The organism is Candidatus Giovannonibacteria bacterium, from assembly GCA_016432405.1.
Lineage (GTDB): Bacteria > Patescibacteriota > Minisyncoccia > UBA11713 > 2-01-FULL-45-33 > MFHE01.
Map to the genome: position 1 here is coordinate 361,346 of CP066687.1, position 15,740 is coordinate 377,085.

Annotated in this window: 15 protein-coding genes and 1 tRNA gene; 14 read left to right on the forward strand and 2 right to left on the reverse strand. The window is 46.2% G+C overall.

Annotation, left to right across the window (positions count from 1 at the left end; all coding sequences use genetic code 11):
* Window positions 1-3: 3 nt before the first annotated feature.
* Complete coding sequence (locus HYW15_02245; protein ID QQG42316.1) at window positions 4-498, forward strand: hypothetical protein; 495 nt, start codon at window positions 4-6, stop codon at window positions 496-498.
* Window positions 499-662: 164 nt separating this feature from the next.
* On the opposite strand, the gene HYW15_02250 is transcribed toward HYW15_02245, so the two are convergent.
* Window positions 663-735 (reverse strand) — tRNA-Lys (locus HYW15_02250).
* Between the two features lie 80 nt (window positions 736-815).
* On the opposite strand from HYW15_02250, the gene HYW15_02255 reads away from it, so the two are divergent.
* From HYW15_02255 to aspS, 4 genes are all read left to right on the forward strand, one after another.
* A complete protein-coding gene (locus HYW15_02255; protein QQG42317.1) occupies window positions 816-1,619 on the forward strand; it encodes a hypothetical protein in 804 nt (267 codons plus the stop codon).
* Between the two features lie 94 nt (window positions 1,620-1,713).
* Window positions 1,714-2,874: an SDR family oxidoreductase gene (locus HYW15_02260; protein QQG42318.1), complete on the forward strand. Its 1,161-nt coding sequence runs from the start codon at window positions 1,714-1,716 to the stop codon at window positions 2,872-2,874.
* A 117-nt stretch (window positions 2,875-2,991) separates the two neighbouring features.
* On the forward strand, window positions 2,992-4,566 hold the full coding sequence (locus HYW15_02265; protein ID QQG42319.1) for a hypothetical protein: 1,575 nt from the start codon (window positions 2,992-2,994) through the stop codon (window positions 4,564-4,566).
* Between the two features lie 19 nt (window positions 4,567-4,585).
* Window positions 4,586-5,980 carry an aspartate--tRNA ligase gene (gene aspS / locus HYW15_02270; GenBank protein ID QQG42974.1) on the forward strand — a complete coding sequence of 465 codons (1,395 nt, stop codon included), beginning with the start codon at window positions 4,586-4,588 and terminating at the stop codon, window positions 5,978-5,980.
* Between the two features lie 273 nt (window positions 5,981-6,253).
* Here the strand turns inward: aspS and HYW15_02275 are convergent, their stop codons facing one another.
* Complete coding sequence (locus HYW15_02275; GenBank protein QQG42320.1) at window positions 6,254-6,649, reverse strand: hypothetical protein; 396 nt, start codon at window positions 6,647-6,649, stop codon at window positions 6,254-6,256.
* Window positions 6,650-6,788: 139 nt separating this feature from the next.
* Here HYW15_02275 and HYW15_02280 point away from each other — a divergent pair, with 139 nt between their 5' ends.
* The 9 genes from HYW15_02280 to HYW15_02320 all read left to right on the forward strand — a co-directional run bounded on the left by HYW15_02280 (window position 6,789) and on the right by HYW15_02320 (window position 15,723).
* Window positions 6,789-7,487 (forward strand): segregation/condensation protein A, encoded by a 699-nt coding sequence (locus tag HYW15_02280; GenBank protein QQG42321.1) that lies wholly within the window; start codon window positions 6,789-6,791, stop codon window positions 7,485-7,487.
* On the forward strand, window positions 7,480-8,025 hold the full coding sequence (gene scpB, locus HYW15_02285; GenBank protein ID QQG42322.1) for an SMC-Scp complex subunit ScpB: 546 nt from the start codon (window positions 7,480-7,482) through the stop codon (window positions 8,023-8,025). The genes HYW15_02280 and scpB overlap by 8 nt, the downstream gene beginning before the upstream one ends.
* Entirely contained in the window at window positions 8,022-8,873 is an 852-nt protein-coding gene (locus HYW15_02290) for a D-alanyl-D-alanine carboxypeptidase (GenBank protein ID QQG42323.1), read from the forward strand. The genes scpB and HYW15_02290 overlap by 4 nt, the downstream gene beginning before the upstream one ends.
* A gap of 177 nt (window positions 8,874-9,050) precedes the next feature.
* Window positions 9,051-9,500, forward strand: coding sequence for a hypothetical protein (locus HYW15_02295; GenBank protein QQG42324.1), 450 nt, complete (start codon window positions 9,051-9,053; stop codon window positions 9,498-9,500).
* Window positions 9,501-9,590: 90 nt separating this feature from the next.
* Window positions 9,591-10,661 carry a hypothetical protein gene (locus tag HYW15_02300; protein QQG42325.1) on the forward strand — a complete coding sequence of 357 codons (1,071 nt, stop codon included), beginning with the start codon at window positions 9,591-9,593 and terminating at the stop codon, window positions 10,659-10,661.
* 3 nt (window positions 10,662-10,664) lie between these two features.
* Window positions 10,665-12,209: a hypothetical protein gene (locus HYW15_02305; protein QQG42326.1), complete on the forward strand. Its 1,545-nt coding sequence runs from the start codon at window positions 10,665-10,667 to the stop codon at window positions 12,207-12,209.
* A 1-nt stretch (window position 12,210) separates the two neighbouring features.
* On the forward strand, window positions 12,211-13,308 hold the full coding sequence (ftsW, locus tag HYW15_02310) for a putative lipid II flippase FtsW (protein ID QQG42327.1): 1,098 nt from the start codon (window positions 12,211-12,213) through the stop codon (window positions 13,306-13,308).
* The gene (locus tag HYW15_02315) at window positions 13,305-14,426 is read left to right on the forward strand and encodes a UDP-N-acetylglucosamine--N-acetylmuramyl-(pentapeptide) pyrophosphoryl-undecaprenol N-acetylglucosamine transferase (GenBank protein ID QQG42328.1); all 1,122 of its coding nucleotides are present in this window, start codon (window positions 13,305-13,307) and stop codon (window positions 14,424-14,426) included. Before ftsW ends, HYW15_02315 begins: the two co-directional genes overlap by 4 nt.
* The gene (locus HYW15_02320; GenBank protein QQG42329.1) at window positions 14,419-15,723 is read left to right on the forward strand and encodes a glutamate--tRNA ligase; all 1,305 of its coding nucleotides are present in this window, start codon (window positions 14,419-14,421) and stop codon (window positions 15,721-15,723) included. Before HYW15_02315 ends, HYW15_02320 begins: the two co-directional genes overlap by 8 nt.
* The last annotated feature ends 17 nt before the right edge of the window (window positions 15,724-15,740 follow it).

Genomic DNA, 15,740 nt, shown 5'->3' on the forward strand with positions numbered 1-15,740 from the left:
TTTATGGCATCATTTTTATCTTTGCTCAAAAATCCGGCATGGGACGCCGTTTTGGTGTTTATGCTGGTGGCCGCTGGATTTTTTTGGGGCGTCTCCGGCGGCAAGAAAAAGATGGCTTTGGGAATTTTGGCTCTTTACGCCCTGCTCGCTATTTTCCCTTACATCCCGATTGATACTTTCGCCGCCGGCCGCTCGCCAAGCGAGATTTTTATGTTCCGCGCCGGAATTTTTCTGACGCTTCTTTTGTTGCTTGCGCTTTTTTTGATGCGCTCTTTTAAGGGCGCGACGGGGTATTCCGGCGGGCTTTGGTGGGAGATTTTGGTTTTATCAATTTTAGCCGCCGGATTTTTGGCCGCGTCTATCATAAAACTTGCTCCGGAAGATATTATAAAAAACAATCTCTTAAACCTCTCGCCGTTTGTTCTGCAAGTTTTTACTTCTTCCGCCTACGCCAAATGGTGGTTTATCCTTCCTGCCTTCGGCGTTCTTTTTCTTTAATTTAGCGGGCCTTTCGGGAGCGGCGCCCGCGGCGCTCCCATTTTTCGGTTTTGGAGCGGCGCTTTCTGTCCAGCGCTTTTTTTGTCAGGTCATCGCCGTGAAAATACCGCGCCCCTTTCCTTACGCGCTTTTTCATGGTTTTATTTTAGCACCTTTCTAAAGTGTCCGCCCACCAGGAATCGAACCTGGAACCTTCTCCTTAAAAGGGAGCTGCTCTGCCAATTGAGCTATGGGCGGATTTGATAATTCTACACGATTTTTGCGGCCCTTGCAATATCTAGGCGGACGTGCTAAACCGAGGTTAGGAGGACCTTTTTATGAAAGCAAAAAATGTGCGGAGCACCGATGTTTTTCAGGTTATCGTTGTTATCGTTTTAACCCTGTTGGTCCTGTTCGGCGTTTCCTGTGTCCCTGCGGCAACGGTGAGAAGGACAAGCGTTTCCCAGCCCTTGCCTCCGGAACCCGCTCCTGGACAGCCGGGAGCTACGGCGCCGGCTTATGCTGGCAGGAAAGCCACTATTTCAATGGCGCCTGTGGAAGGCATTAATCTTATCCCGGTGAAGTGGGGCGGGGTAGGGGTTGCCCCGGAAATCAATTCCGTATTTGAAAGCGCTCTTGCTGACACCGGACGCTTCCGGACCGTCAGCAGGGAAAAAATTAAAAATGTCCTTGCCGAGCAAGACCTGGCAACCGCAGGAAGAGTGCGACAAAGCACGGCTGTAAAAACCGGTGAGATCACGGGGTCAGACCTCATGATTATCGCAAAGATTACCGGCTTTGACCCGGGAGATTCAGGGGTAGGCGCGGCGGTCGGCGCTGTCGGCAGGACTTTGGGAGGTTGGATCGGCGCTTTGGGAGTATTGGCTGGAGGGATTAAAACTTCTAGTCTTGTTATGGACGTCCAGGTTATGGACGTCCGCACGTCGGAGATAGTTGTCTCCACGACCGTGGAGGGAAGTTCCGTTGACTGGTCAGCCGGAGGAGCGTTCGTTGGCCGTTCTCTTGGCGCGGGCGTTGCCGGGTGGAAGAACACGCCAATGGAGAAAAATCTGCGCGTTGTGGTGGAAAAAGCCGCCGCGGAGGTTTCCGCTAAACTTCCGCCGGAGTATTTCAAGCACTAGCCGGTTATCCGGCGCGAGCCCCTTGATTTTCAGGGGCTTTTTTTGTTAGGATTTAGGAAGGGTACAACTAATCAAAAACGAACGGAGGAATCATATGAGAATATTACTTACGGGTGTAACTGGCCTTGTGGGGTCTTGTTTAGCCCCGCTATTGCAAGAAAACAACGAAGTTTTGTGTTTAATCCGACCTGACCGCCAAAAAGACGCTCATGCCCGCCTTGTGGAAACGCTGCCTTTCTCGAAAAAGAATATCATGGCTATAAACGGCGACGTGACCCTGCCCAAAGCCGGAATGAAATCGGCTGATATAGATAGATGGAAAGGGAAAATAGACAAGATTGTCCACGGAGCGGCTTCAATAAGGTTTGACGAGCCGCTTTCGGATGAGACAAAACGTGTCAACGTTGGCGGGACGCAAACTATGCTTGACCTTGCGAGAGAATTGGAGGTAAAAGAGTTTCATTTTCTTAGCACCGTATACGTTGCGGGCAGCGCGCGATCTTTTACGGAAAATGACTTTGATGTGGGGCAGACAACCCGCAACGCATATGAAAAATCGAAGCTTGAAGCCGAGCGTCTCGTCAGGAATTGGAACGGCGGGAAGTTTTCCGTCCACCGCATGAGCATCGTAATCGGCGATGCAACGAGTGGCTACGTTAAAGAATTCAACGGTTATTACGGCTTTTTTGTCGGATTTTGGCGGTTGCGCAACAGCTTGTATGAGCGGTGGTTAACTGGGGGGAAAGACAGGTTAATTCGTCAGGGAATAAGCTTTGACGAGGAAGGGTTCTTGGAATTGCCGCTTAGCATCGACTGTTCGCCGGTCTCGAAACTGAATTTGGTGAATTCCAACTGGCTGGCAAGGATCTTGAATAAATTAATCAGCCTGTCGGCTGCGAATCAGACATTTCATTTAGTGCATCCCTCCCCGCCGAGAGTCCAGTGGGTTATCGAGGTTTCTTTAGATTATCTGAAGATCCGCGGGATACAATATCGGGATGGCAACAGCGCGGCTAGCCAAATGCTGAGAAGGATGCAGAGGGCTCTTGACCGGAAAATCAACCGGTATTTGCCCTATGTCACGCATGAGCCGATTTTCGGAAGAGACAATCTTCTCCGAACACTCGGGGAATCATATGTTTCTGCTCCGGCTATCAGCGAATCAATGTTGCAACGTATGCTGGACTACGCTATTAAGGTCAATTTCGGCCAAAAGAATAAGGAAACCAGCGAATCTGTACGCCGCATCGCCTGAATGCGGCTTTTTTTTATGCACGCCGGCTGTTATAATTAGTCTAATCGCTTGTAAAGAATAAAAATGCTAAATACATTCGCCATTTCCGGAATACTTATAGTCATTACCTGCACTTTAATGGCTATTATCATGCTTGCTAGGGCAACTGCCCGTTTGCATCTGATCTGGGGCATTTTTTGTATAACAGTTATGTTGTGGGGGCTGGGAGCTTATCAGATAGGTATCTCAAAAGATCCCGCGCGCGCATTATTTTGGTGGAAATTTGCCTATATTGGAGTAATTTTCATCCCAATAATGTTTACGCATTTTGTATATATTTTTCTTCAAAAAGAAAATAAATTTTTTATTTTATTTTTTTACGTTTTAGGCGGCGTTTACCTTATTGCAAATTTATTTACGGATTCTTTTATAAACGCAACGCATTTGATGTTTAATCAAATTTATTTTTTAACGCCAACCCCTCTTTATAACTCATACTTTGCGCTATTTATAATCCTGGTAATATACTCGCACACTCTTCTTTTCAAGGAGTACAAACGAGCAGTGGGATTGCGCAAGCAACAAATCCAATATTTTTTTATTGGATCTTTTTTGGGATTTTTCGGAGGCAGTTTTAGCTTTTTGCCGGAATATCATATTAATATCTATCCTTTCATGAATCTAACGGTCTCTTTCTATCCCATAATTATGGGCTTCGCGATTCTTCGCTATAGATTGATGAATATCAATGTGATTATGGCGCAACTCCTCGTCGCGTCTTTATGGGTATTTATTTCTGTGCGCACGCTGATTTCTGAATTTGGAAGTCATGAGCAATTGCTGAACATCGCGCTCTTGCTGATTACCATTATTGTCGGCATCCTGCTTAATAACAGCGTTATAAAAGAAATTAAATCGCGCGAAGAAATTGAGAAATTGGCCAAGGATTTGGAGGCGGCCAACGAGAAATTGCGGAAGTTTGACGAAGCGAAATCGGAGTTTATTTCACTTGCCGGGCACCAATTAAGGACTCCGCTCACGGTGATTAAGGGTTATACCTCCATGCTTATGGAAGGGACTTTCGGGGAAATAGACAAAAAAGCCCTTGCGCCGATGGAAAAAGTATTTGCGGCCGCCAATAACTTGACTAAATTGGTATCGGAGCTCCTGGACCTTTCCCGGATTGAGTCCGGCCGGTTAAAATATGAATTTAAAATGATTTACTTCGACAACATTGTTGAAGAAGTCGTGAAGGAATTTAAGCAGGTGTCCGAGGAGAAGCGCATCGCCGTAGAATTTGTAAATAAAAATAACAGGACATTCAAAATTTACGGAGATGCTGATAAGTTGCGCGAAGTCGTTATGAATTTGCTGGATAACGCGTTTAAGTATTCTGAAATCGGGCCGATCGTCGTGACTTTAACGCCCAAAGCCAAAAGCATGCTGCTGTCGGTGGCCGACAGGGGCTTTGGCATGCCCAGAGATGAGATGCCTCGGCTTTTTCAAAAGTTCGGCCGCACGGAGATAGCTAAAAAAGAGCGGCCCGAAGGCATGGGTATAGGCCTTTATTTCGTCAAAAAAATCATTGACGACCACAAGGGCCGGATTTGGGCGGAGTCGCAGGGCCTCGGCAAAGGGAGTATATTTTTTGTGGAGCTGCCCGTCAAATATGATTTTCAGGAGGAAAATGAGCGATTTCTTAGCGCGCTCTGATTATGTTATGCTTACCAGCATGCGCACTCTGGCCAAAGACGCGGTAAATAAAATAGGCGAGGAAGTTACGCTGATGGGCTGGGTTGCGGCGAGGCGCGACCACGGTAGGATTATTTTTATTGACTTGCGCGACAGATGGGGGGTGGCGCAGGTTGTATTCAGCCCAAAAAATAAAGAGCTTTTAAAATTAGCGGACGGTCTTCGCTCCGAATGGGTCGTCAAAATTGAAGGAGCTGTAAGAGAGAGGCCGGGCGGAATGCAAAATCTGGAGCTTCCAACCGGCAACATAGAAATTGAAGCGACTAAACTTGAAATTCTGGCCGAAGCCAAAACGCCGCCGTTTGATATCTCAAGCGACGGACATGAGATAGGTGAGGACAATCGCCTGAAATACCGCTATTTGGATTTAAGAAGGCCGCGGCTCTTAAAAAATTTAACGATGCGTGATAAAATCATTGCTTTTATGCGCGAGTGGCTTCATCAAAAAGATTTTATTGAAATAGAAACGCCGATTTTAACAAAATCCACTCCGGAAGGCGCGAGGGATTATGTAGTGCCATCGCGGCTCCACACCGGGCAGTTTTATGCCCTTCCGCAGTCGCCGCAGCAATATAAACAGCTTTTGATGGTTGCCGGGATTGAAAGATATTTTCAGATAGCAAGGTGTTTCCGGGACGAAGACACGAGAGGCGACCGCCAGCCGGAATTCACCCAGCTTGATTTGGAAGTGAGCTTCGCGAGCCAGGAGGAAATTCTGGTTCTTACCGAAGAAATTTACACTGGAATTATTGAGGCGCTTTATCCTGATAAAAAAATATCGCAAAAGCCGTTTCCGCGCATTAGCTACACAGAAACGATGGAAAAATATGGCACGGATAAGCCGGATTTAAGAAAAAATAGAGATGACAACAACGAGCTCGCCTTCGCGTTTATAGTTGGTTTCCCGATGTTTGGGTGGAAGGAAACGGAAAAACGCTGGGACGCCGTGCACCACCCGTTCACGAAAATCCGATCCGCCGACTGGCGGACAGAAATAAATAAAGAAAACGCCGGAAATTTAGCGGCCCAGCAGTATGATTTTGTCTTAAACGGCTGCGAGATTGGCGGCGGGTCAATCCGCGAGCATAATCCCGAAATTCTGGAGAAAGTTTTTGAAATTATGGGGAACAAAAAAGAAGACATCCGCCGCCAGTTTGGGCATCTTTTAGAATCTTTTGAATACGGGGTCCCGCCGCACGGAGGAATCGCCTCGGGGATTGACCGGCTGGTCATGATTTTGGAGGGCGAACCGAGCATCCGCGAAGTAATCGCGTTTCCCAAAACCGGCGACGGGAGGGATTTGATGATGGACTCTCCTTCGGAGATTTCAAAAAAGCAGCTTAAAGAGCTCCGCATAAAAATTGAGAAAAAATAGTTTTATTTCACAATAAATAAATTCGCTACAATATTTAATTTACTAAGGCATTTTGACGACCGTTAAGTTGTCTTAGTGGATTTAAATTGGTGGAAAAGACGATTAAGTTAATTCTTTTACGGAACCGGCTTTGGATACTTCTAAAATATGAACAAAATTTAAGAGGTTTTTGTCTTTAAGATCAGATAAAAATTCTTGATTAATCTTATTTTTGCCAAACCACACGCTTTTCTGCAACATTCTAAAACCTAAAGCCAATAATGCCTCTCTTAGCTAAGCGCGTTGTTTTTTCAATCTTTCTGGTATGTCAAAAATTATGATTTTGATCTTATTATCTGACGCCGGCGTGTAATTTATTTTATTGTCTTTAAACCATCGTAGCTTATCTAAGCCCGTAGCGATTATATTCCATAAAGAACCGCTAATACTTTTCTTTTTCACTATAAATCCTTGTCGTTTTAACCCATTAAGCAATGAATAAAAACACTGTGTTTCAGATGACGACGAATGCGCAAAAACTTGTCTAGGCATCTGGCCACCGAATAATCTGCTTCTAGCCCTTCTATAAGATTCTGGATAATTAAAAAATTCGTCTAGAATCTCGACTGTTAGCAATGCGCCATTTCCCAGTGTTTTTAGAATTAATTCTGCCTTACTGCCTCTTTTCATAAGCATAGTTTACTAAACTAACTAAACGGTCGTCAAGTTGCTTTAGTATATAATGGGTTGGCCAATTTTTGTTTCAATGATAAGAAAAACGCAGTTTGGTTTGATATTTTTGTTTGCTTAGGATAAGATATCTAAATTGATGACATATCAACTTACTTTAGAAAAATTTTCGGGGCCGCTGGATTTGCTTTTGAACCTTGTTGAAGAAGACAAGCTCTCCGTAAATGAAATTTCGCTCGCAAAAATCGCGGAGCAGTATATTGCGTATTTAAAATCTTTGGAAGAAATGCCGAAAGAAGAATTGGCGGAGTTTTTGGTAATTGCCTCAACCTTAATGCTGATAAAATCTCGCTCGCTGATTCCGGGGATTAAACTTTCAGAGGAGGAGGAGTTGGACATCCATGAGCTGGAAAATAGGTTAAGAACATATAAATTTTTTAAAGAGCTTTCTTTGCATATTAAAAATTTAAATAAGGAGAATCTGCATCTTTTCGGAAGAGAGGCCTACGCTGGAATGTCAGCAGTGTTTTTTCCACCCGAAGGGCTAACCCTAGCAATTCTTAAAAAAACCCTGGTTGAGATTTTGGAGGCCGTTCCGCAAAAAGAGGGCCTGCCGGAAGAAGCAATTTTAAAGACTGTCTCTCTGGAAGATAAAATGGAAGAGTTAAAAAATCGGCTTGAGCGGTTTATGCAGTTTACTTTCTCTGGCGGAGAAGAAAAAACTGATGTTATCGTGAGCTTTCTCGCCGCGCTTGAGCTTATCAGGCAGGGGTTTATGATATTTGAGCAAAAAAAATTATTTGGCAGCATTGAGCTTAAGAAAAATCACAATGGATGAACTTGCTAAAAAAATAGAAGCGCTGCTGTTTGTTTCCGGCGAGGGGATGGCGATTTCACGCCTCGCCTCGCTTCTTAAAAAAAATGAAAAGGAGATAAGAGAATCTTTGGATTGGTTGGAAAAACATTTGGCAGGGGAGCATGCGCTCGCGATTCTCCGTGACCAGGATAGAGTTTCTTTGGTAAGCTCCAAAGAAGTATCCAAACTGGTGGAGGATTTTGCCAAAGAAGAATTCGCCGGCGAGCTCACGCGCGCCGCGCTGGAGACGCTTACAATCATATCCTACAAAGGGCCGCTGAAACGCTTTGACATAGATTATATACGCGGGGTGAACTCTTCTTTTATAATCCGCAATTTACTTATGCGCGGGCTGATTGAGCGCGTAAGAGACCAAAAGGACTCGCGCGCCTTTTTGTACAGAATTTCGGCGGATTTTCTTAAATTTTTGGGGGTTGCCTCAATCTCTGAACTGCCGGAGTACGGAAACTTCTCTCAAAAGCTTGATGAATTTCTTAAGACCGCCTCCGAAACGGAATGAAAATGAAGAAACCGACGATTTTTATCTCTGTGCTTTTATTTCTACTTATTTCTTTTTTTGTAAGAGTTGAGAAAAAAACCGCGTGGCCGGGTGTTTTGCCGCCTTCTCCGGAAATTGAAGCGAAGGCGGCTTTGGCTAAAGATTTGGTAAGCCACGAGGTTTTATTCAAGAAAAATGAAAAAGAGGCGTTGGCGCTGGCAAGCTTGGCTAAGATTATAAGCGCGCTTCTTGTGCTGGATAAAAATAAGCTGGACGAGGAAGTTGTCATATCCCAAGACGCCGTGCTGGCTCCGGAACCGAGTTCTTTGAAGGTGGGGGAGCATTTTAAGGTAGGCGATCTTCTGGCGATGGTTATGGTTGAGTCCTCCAATGACGCGATTTCCGCGCTTGTTGAGCACACAATTCAAAAAGAGAGCAAAGACCGCGATTGGTTTTTGGATTTAATGAGGCAAAAAGCGGAAGTATTTGACGCGCTTTCAATGAATTTTTACAATATCTCCGGCCTTGATATTTCCGCAGAAATATCCGGCGGCTACGGCTCGGCGGAAGACGTCATGAAAATTGCCGAATCCTCGCTCGGCTCGCCTTTGTGGCAGTTCGGGGAAGCGAGAGAAATAATTTCCCGCGAGAGGATAAAGCACGCGCTCAAGCCGACGAATAATCTTGCGCCGGAACTAACTCCTTTAATCGGCGCAAAAACCGGATACACGGATTTGGCGGGCGGAAATTTGCTGGTAATTGTTGAATATCCTATCGGCCACCCATTGGGAATTGTGGTTTTGGGCTCTTCGGAGCAGGGCCGTTTCTCTGACGTCAAAAAGATTTTGGAATGGATTAAAAGTCGCTAAGGAACACTTACCCCTCCCACCCCACCCCTTGTAAAGGGGAGGGGTTTTTTAGTAAAAGCTCCCCTCCTTACGAAGGAGGGGGCTGGGGGAGGTTATCAAAAAACCCTTATAAAATAAGGGTTTTTGAGGGCTTGACTTTATATCTAAACGGGTGTATAATAAAAGCAGGAAAACGGAATGTGCGCGAAAATCAACGCTCGCAAAAAAGGAGGATTTATGTTCGCAAAATATCTACCGGTCATTGGGTGTGTCGGTATCGGGGTGTTCGTTGCAACTTTAGTAATCTGGAACCCACTTAGCCGCTTTTTTAAAGAAACCACTCAAACTCGGGAACAGTTCGCCACCGAGCTCGCCGAAACCAATCGGCAGGCCGATGTGGCAAGTCAGCTTCGGGCGGCGGAGAGAGGCGATTTGATCAAGATGAGAAACGGTGCAGTTGCAGCTGTTTGGCGTGAGGTCAAAGAAGAATCCATACTTCTCGCTTGGGGAAGTTGCAATGAAAGCATGACTGAATATCCGTTGGATTTGCTTTCACGGCGCGCTGATGAGGTGATGAAGTATTACCCCCCGTCGCCTAAGTACGCGGAAGTAGCGGCTATTTATATACGCTGCGAGCGGGTAAAGTAGTTTTAAGGCCGGTTCTTTGCGGAGATTCTATAAAAAGAGTCTTCGCGAGGGCCGGCTGTTTTTTATTCTAAAAATTGTTAAACTAAAATTATGCAGCAGGATTTGATTTTGAACATCTATAAGGTGCTCGGGCTGGGAGGGTTTGCGTTTTTTTTGGGTGTGGCGCTGACGCCGATTCTGACGCATTTCCTTTATAAATACAAAATGTGGCGGAAGGACGTCCGCACAACCTCTCCCGATGGCTCGCCGACGCCGATTTTTAACCAGCTCCACAAAGAGCGCGAGACGAAGGCCCCGCGGATGGGAGGCGTCTTAATTTGGGCGACGGTGCTTATTGTCGCCGCGATTTTCAGGGTTTTGCCGGTCGTTTCAGACGACCCGATTTTTTTAAAGCTTAATTTTCTTTCCCGCGGACAGACATGGGTGCCATTGGGAATTTTGTTTATGGGGGCGATGGTTGGGCTTTTGGATGATTTGACCTTGGTTTTTCAAAAAGGGGCATACCGCGGGGGCGGGCTTACTTTCACCAAAAGATTTTTTTTAATCACTATTATCGCGGCGTTTGGGGCTTATTGGTTTTATTTCAAATTGGGGCAGGATTCGGTTTTTGTCCCTGGGGTTGGAGATTTATGGCTGGGAGTTTATTTTATCCCGCTTTTTATTTTGGTTATGTGGGCGACTTTTTCGGGCGGGGTGATTGATGGCTTGGATGGGCTTTCGGGCGGAGTGTTCGCGGTAATTTTTTCCGCTTACGCCGGCATCGCTTTTTTTCAAGACCAGATAAACATTGCGGCGTTTTGCGCGGTTATCGCCGGCGCGATTTTGGCGTTTTTGTGGTTCAATATCCCGCCCGCCCGATTTTACATGTCGGAGACGGGCATCATGGCCCTAACCACGACTTTGGCGACAGTGGCTTTCTTTATAAACGCGGTCGCCGTTTTGCCGATCATTGCCTTTCCGCTGGTTTTGGAATCGCTCTCCGTGATTATCCAGCTTTCCTCAAAAAAACTTTTTGGGCGCAAAGTGTTTTTGATTGCCCCAATTCATCATCATTTTGAGGCAGTCGGCTGGCCGGCCGAAAAGGTCGTCATGCGCTTCTGGGTGCTCTCAATCGTTTTCGCGATTTTGGGCATGATTTTGCATTTTGTAAGCAGGGTTTAAATCATGGCTTTTTCTATTTTGATAAAAAACGGGACGGTGCTGGATGGTTCAGGAGGCGCGCCTTATTTGGCTGACGTGGGTATCTCGGCCAATCGCATCGTAAAAATTGGAAATCTTTCAGATGAGGCGGCCGAGCAAATTATTGACGCCACCAATCTCTACGTAACCCCGGGTTTTGTGGACATTACCAACCACTCCGATGTTTACGGCACGCTTTTTTCCGTGCCTTCCCAGGAAAGCTTATTGCGGCAAGGGATAACGACGATTTTGCTCGGAAATTGCGGAGAATCTTTGGCGCCGGTGGTAAAGCGCGAGTCGCTTTTTGGGCTTGAGCGCTGGACAACTGGATTTTCCGTGCCGATAAACTGGAACTCCCTCCCGGAGTATTATGAAAACATAGAACGTCTCGGTGTCGGGGTTAACGTCGCGACATTGGTGGGCCATGAAACCCTGAAAAGAAACGCGAATTCCAAAGATGAGCGGCTGTTTCTCTTGGAAAAATCCTTGGCTGAAGGCGCTTGGGGGATGAGCAGCAATTTTTCTTTCGCGGATTGGAACGGAGACGAGGAGGACGAGCTTCTTGGATTGCTCAGCGCAGTAAAAAAACAAGGCGGACTTTACAAAGTGCATATCCGCGATGAAGGCAAAAACTTTCTGCCGTCCGTGTCTTCTGTGGTTTCCTTGGCGCGAAAAAGTTCCGTGCGCACGGTGATTTCCCACTTCAAGGCGGTTGGCAGGGGAGCTTGGACTGACTTTGGGGGAGCGCTTGGAATAATAAACGCCGCCCGAAATGAAGGAGTGGAAATATCTTTTGACGTCTTCCCATATCTTCGCACGGGTTCAATGCTTGTTTCTCTTTTGCCGACCTGGGCAAGGGAAGGCGGGAGCGAAGATGTTTTAAAAAAACTTGGCGACCCGGCAATAGCGGCAAAAATCCTGGCCGAACTCAAATCGGCGACGTTGCACCCGAAAAGAATTCTTGTTGCCTCCGCTCTCAACGACAAAAGCGCCGTCGGCAAGGATTTGGGAGAGCTTTCGGAGAAAACCGGCATTGAACCGGAGGCGCTTCTGGTTGAGCTTTTGAAAATAAACGACTTGAATGTTTCCATATTTGGCAAAACCTTAAATGAACCGAATCTGCTTGCGGGCGCAAAATACGCCGGGAGCATAATCGCTTCCGACGGCGCCGGATATGATGTTGCAGAGAGCCGTTTCGGGAACTTGGCGCACCCGCGGTCTTTCGGCGCTTTCCCGAGGTTCTTTAATTTAATATCTGCCAGGGCGAAAATTCCTTTGGGCAACGCAGTCGCCAAAATGACTTCTCTGCCGGCAAGGGCAGCCGGGTTCGGCGACCGCGGCCTTTTGAAACCGAAATATATTGCCGACGTCGCAATTTTTCATCCTGAAGAATTTAAAGACCGAGCGACTTATAAAAATCCTTACAGATACGCGTCAGGACTCCGTTTTCTCTTGATTTCCGGCAAGTTTGCCATTGAGGACGGAGCGGTTTTGCCGGAAAGGTACGGAGTGGTTCTAAGAAAAAAATGAAATGAGGAGGGCTGGCTCGTACGATAAAATATTTTTCTTCCTTTCAATTTTTCTCACTCTTTTCGGGCTTTTTATTTTGGCGTCCGCGTCAATCGGGTTTTCAATGTCCAAATTCGGCTCGCCGTATTATTATTTTCTGCACCAAGTCCTCTACGGCGTTTTGCCGGGTCTCGCGCTGCTTTGGGCAACATATAAAATCCCCTACGAAAAATGGAAAAAATTCGCGTTGCCCCTTCTGCTTTTAGCGATTTTTCTGATGTCTTTGGTTTTAATCCCCGGCATCGGGCTTCTCCACGGCGGCGCAAGGCGCTGGCTGGCTTTTGGGGGCGTGTCTTTCCAGCCGGCTGAATTTTTAAAGCTGGCTTACATTATATACCTAGCCGCCTGGATTGAGTCCAAATCAAAATCCATATCCTCTTTTAAATTTGGCCTCCTGCCTTTTGCCATTATGAGCGCTTTCATCGCTTCTTTTTTGGTTATGCAGCCGGATATCGGAACTTTGATGGTTTTGATGATTTCGGTTTTGGCCCTCTTTTTTATAAGCGGAGGAAGTTTTAGGCAGATAGCTTTGCTTTCCGCCGTCGGGTTGGTTATTATAAGTGTACTCGTGGCGGTTGAGCCATACCGCAGAGAACGTTTGAAAGTTTTTTTAGATCGTCAAAGCGATCTCCAAGGAAGCGGTTACCAGATAAATCAGGCGCTTATCGCCGTGGGCTCCGGGGGGCTTTTTGGCAGAGGGCTTGGGCTCTCGCGCCAGAAGTTCAGCTATTTGCCTGAGCCGATAGGGGATTCAATTTTCGCGGTTTTTGCTGAAGAGCTCGGTTTTTTGGGCGCGATTTCGTTCCTCGGAGCGTTCCTTTTATTTTTTTTGAGGGGCATGTGGATGGCCAGCCGGGCGCCGGATATTTTTGGAAGTATGCTATGCGCCGGAATTTTATTTTTAATCATGTTTCAGGTTTTAATAAACATATCCGCAATAATCGGGCTTATGCCGCTTACGGGGATACCTCTTCCTTTCGTAAGCTACGGCGGATCTGCTTTGGCGCTTACTTTAGCCGAGGTCGGCATTATTCTTAACATCTCCAGAAGAAAAAAATGAAAATAGTTTTTACTGGCGGCGGGACTGGCGGACATTTCTACCCACTGATTGCTGTCGCCAGATCTCTCAAAAAGATTGCCGAATCAGAAAACATAGCGCGGCTGGATTTATTTTTTGTCTCGGATGAACCGGCGGACAAAGAACTTTTGCTGGCCGAGGATATAAAATTTATAAAAATCCCGGCGGGCAAAATGAGAAGGTATTTTTCCTTAAGGTATTTGCCCGATACCTTCAAGACCGTCGTCGGCGTGTTTTTGGCTTTTTGGAGGGTGTATCTCTTGATGCCGGATGTCATTTTTTCAAAAGGCGGCTACGCCAGTTTTCCGACCTTGCTTGCCGCGCGCGTTTTAAAAATCCCGGTTATAGTCCACGAGTCCGACGCCGTCCCCGGTCTTGTAAGCCGCTGGACCGGCGGGTGGGCGAAGCGGATAGCGCTTTCCTTCGCAGAAGCGGCGAAGTATTTCCCCGGCAAAAATGCGGCTGTTACTGGTAACCCTGTCCGCCAGCAGATAATCGGCGGGAATCTGGCAGAGGCGGTTGAATATTTTAAATTGGAAGAGGGGACTCCTGTGATTTTGGTTTTAGGCTCGTCGCAGGGTTCGGAGAAAATAAACGAAACCGCGCTCGCTATGCTTCCTGACGCGGTTAAAAAATACCAAATCATACACCAGACCGGACGAAGCAACTTTGAAGACGTCTCCGGGCGCGCGCGGGTTATTTTGGCAAAAAGCGAATATAAAAGCAGATACCATCCATATGGCTTTTTGGGGGAAGGGGAGCTCCGGAACGCTTCGCGGGCCGCAAGCATAATCGTCTCAAGGGCCTCTTCCATGATTTTTGAGATAGCCGCTTGGGGGGCTCCCGCGATTTTAATACCGCTTTCTTCCGCGGCGCAGGACCACCAGCGGGAAAACGCTTACATTTACGCCAGATTCGGCGGAGCCGAAGTGATAGAAGAGACGAACCTTACGCCGCATTTGCTTTTGTCGGAGATTGATAAGATTTTGGCTGACCCGGAAAAAGTCAAAAAAATGAAACTTGCCGCGCAGGCCTTCGCCCGCCTGGACGCCGCCGATAAAATCGCAAAAGAAATAATTAAATTGGGAGTCCATGAATAGTAAGGTGCGCACGCGATTTGCTCCGTCTCCGACAGGGTTTTTGCACGTTGGGGGGCTTCGCACGGCGCTGTATAATTATCTTTTCGCGAAGCAAAATGGAGGCAAATTTATTTTACGCATAGAAGATACTGACCGCGCGCGCACTGTGGAAGGAGCAGAAAAAAATATTATTGAGACATTGCGGATTTTCGGACTGGGTTTTGACGAGGGACCGATTCGGCAATCCGATAATTTGGCAAAATATAAAAAATATTCCAAGGAATTGGTAGCCAAAGGCGCGGCTTACGAAGACGACAGCGCCGTCAGATTTAAAATGCCGAAGGACGGCGTAACTGTCTTTGCCGACATTATTCATGGCGAAATTCAAATAGACAATAAGACGCAGGAAGATTTTGTGATTTTAAAATCGGACGGTTTCCCGACTTACAATTTGGCCCATTTGGTTGACGACCACGATATGGCCATAACGCATGTCATCAGGGGGGACGAATTTATCTCTTCAATGCCGAAATACATCGCGCTGCATAAAGCATTCGGCTGGGAGCTTCCTCAATATGCCCACCTGCCGCTTCTTTTGGACAAAAACCGCGCCAAGCTTTCCAAGAGGGAAGGGGAGGTGGCGGTTCATGATTTTTTGGACGACGGATATCTCAAAGAGGCCGTTTTAAATTTCGTTGCGCTTTTGGGATGGCACTCGAAAACCGATCAGGAAATTTTTTCATTGGAAGAGTTAATAAAAGAATTTAAGCTTGAGCGCGTTCAAAGAGCCGGCGCGATTTTTGATACTACGAAACTAGATTGGATGAACGGAGAATATATACAAAAAAAACCCTTAAAAGATTTGGTGGAATTAAGTAGGGGTTTTTTCCAATTTTCAATTTCCAATTTCCAATTTTCAAATGAATATTTAAAGAAAATCATCGCGCTGGAACAACCTCGCCTTAAAAAACTCTCGGAGCTTCCGGAAAAAACCAACTATTTTTTTAAAGAACCGGAATATGATGCCACGCTGTTAAAATGGAAAAATATGGATAATAAAGAAATTAAAAAATCGCTGGAAACCTCAAAAGAAATAATTTCCAATTTCCAATTTCCAATTTCCAAACACGACATAGAAAAAATATTTTTAGAGCGCGCAAAAAAGTTTAAAGATAGGGGAGAACTCTTATGGCCCCTCCGGGTTGCCCTAACTGGCAAAAAGGCCTCCCCGGGCCCGTTTGAGATAATGGAGATTTTAGGAAAAGAAAAAAGCATCGCCCGCGTTGCCTCGGCTTTAAATATGCTAAAACCCCGTTAGAAATATTATTTCTAATG

What these genes read in the sequence shown, in the direction of transcription:
- HYW15_02255 (QQG42317.1), top strand. Translation starts at nt 816, where the DNA reads ATGAAAGCAAAAAATGTGCGGAGCACCGATGTTTTTCAGGTTATCGTT.
- HYW15_02290 (QQG42323.1), top strand. Translation starts at nt 8,022, where the DNA reads ATGAAAATGAAGAAACCGACGATTTTTATCTCTGTGCTTTTATTTCTA.
- ftsW (QQG42327.1), top strand. Translation starts at nt 12,211, where the DNA reads ATGAGGAGGGCTGGCTCGTACGATAAAATATTTTTCTTCCTTTCAATT.
- HYW15_02295 (QQG42324.1), top strand. Translation starts at nt 9,051, where the DNA reads ATGTGCGCGAAAATCAACGCTCGCAAAAAAGGAGGATTTATGTTCGCA.
- HYW15_02315 (QQG42328.1), top strand. Translation starts at nt 13,305, where the DNA reads ATGAAAATAGTTTTTACTGGCGGCGGGACTGGCGGACATTTCTACCCA.
- HYW15_02320 (QQG42329.1), top strand. Translation starts at nt 14,419, where the DNA reads ATGAATAGTAAGGTGCGCACGCGATTTGCTCCGTCTCCGACAGGGTTT.
- HYW15_02245 (QQG42316.1), top strand. Translation starts at nt 4, where the DNA reads ATGGCATCATTTTTATCTTTGCTCAAAAATCCGGCATGGGACGCCGTT.
- HYW15_02305 (QQG42326.1), top strand. Translation starts at nt 10,665, where the DNA reads ATGGCTTTTTCTATTTTGATAAAAAACGGGACGGTGCTGGATGGTTCA.
- HYW15_02265 (QQG42319.1), top strand. Translation starts at nt 2,992, where the DNA reads ATGGCTATTATCATGCTTGCTAGGGCAACTGCCCGTTTGCATCTGATC.
- HYW15_02260 (QQG42318.1), top strand. Translation starts at nt 1,714, where the DNA reads ATGAGAATATTACTTACGGGTGTAACTGGCCTTGTGGGGTCTTGTTTA.
- HYW15_02280 (QQG42321.1), top strand. Translation starts at nt 6,789, where the DNA reads ATGACATATCAACTTACTTTAGAAAAATTTTCGGGGCCGCTGGATTTG.
- HYW15_02300 (QQG42325.1), top strand. Translation starts at nt 9,591, where the DNA reads ATGCAGCAGGATTTGATTTTGAACATCTATAAGGTGCTCGGGCTGGGA.
- aspS (QQG42974.1), top strand. Translation starts at nt 4,586, where the DNA reads ATGCGCACTCTGGCCAAAGACGCGGTAAATAAAATAGGCGAGGAAGTT.
- scpB (QQG42322.1), top strand. Translation starts at nt 7,480, where the DNA reads ATGGATGAACTTGCTAAAAAAATAGAAGCGCTGCTGTTTGTTTCCGGC.
- HYW15_02275 (QQG42320.1), bottom strand. Translation starts at nt 6,649, where the DNA reads ATGAAAAGAGGCAGTAAGGCAGAATTAATTCTAAAAACACTGGGAAAT.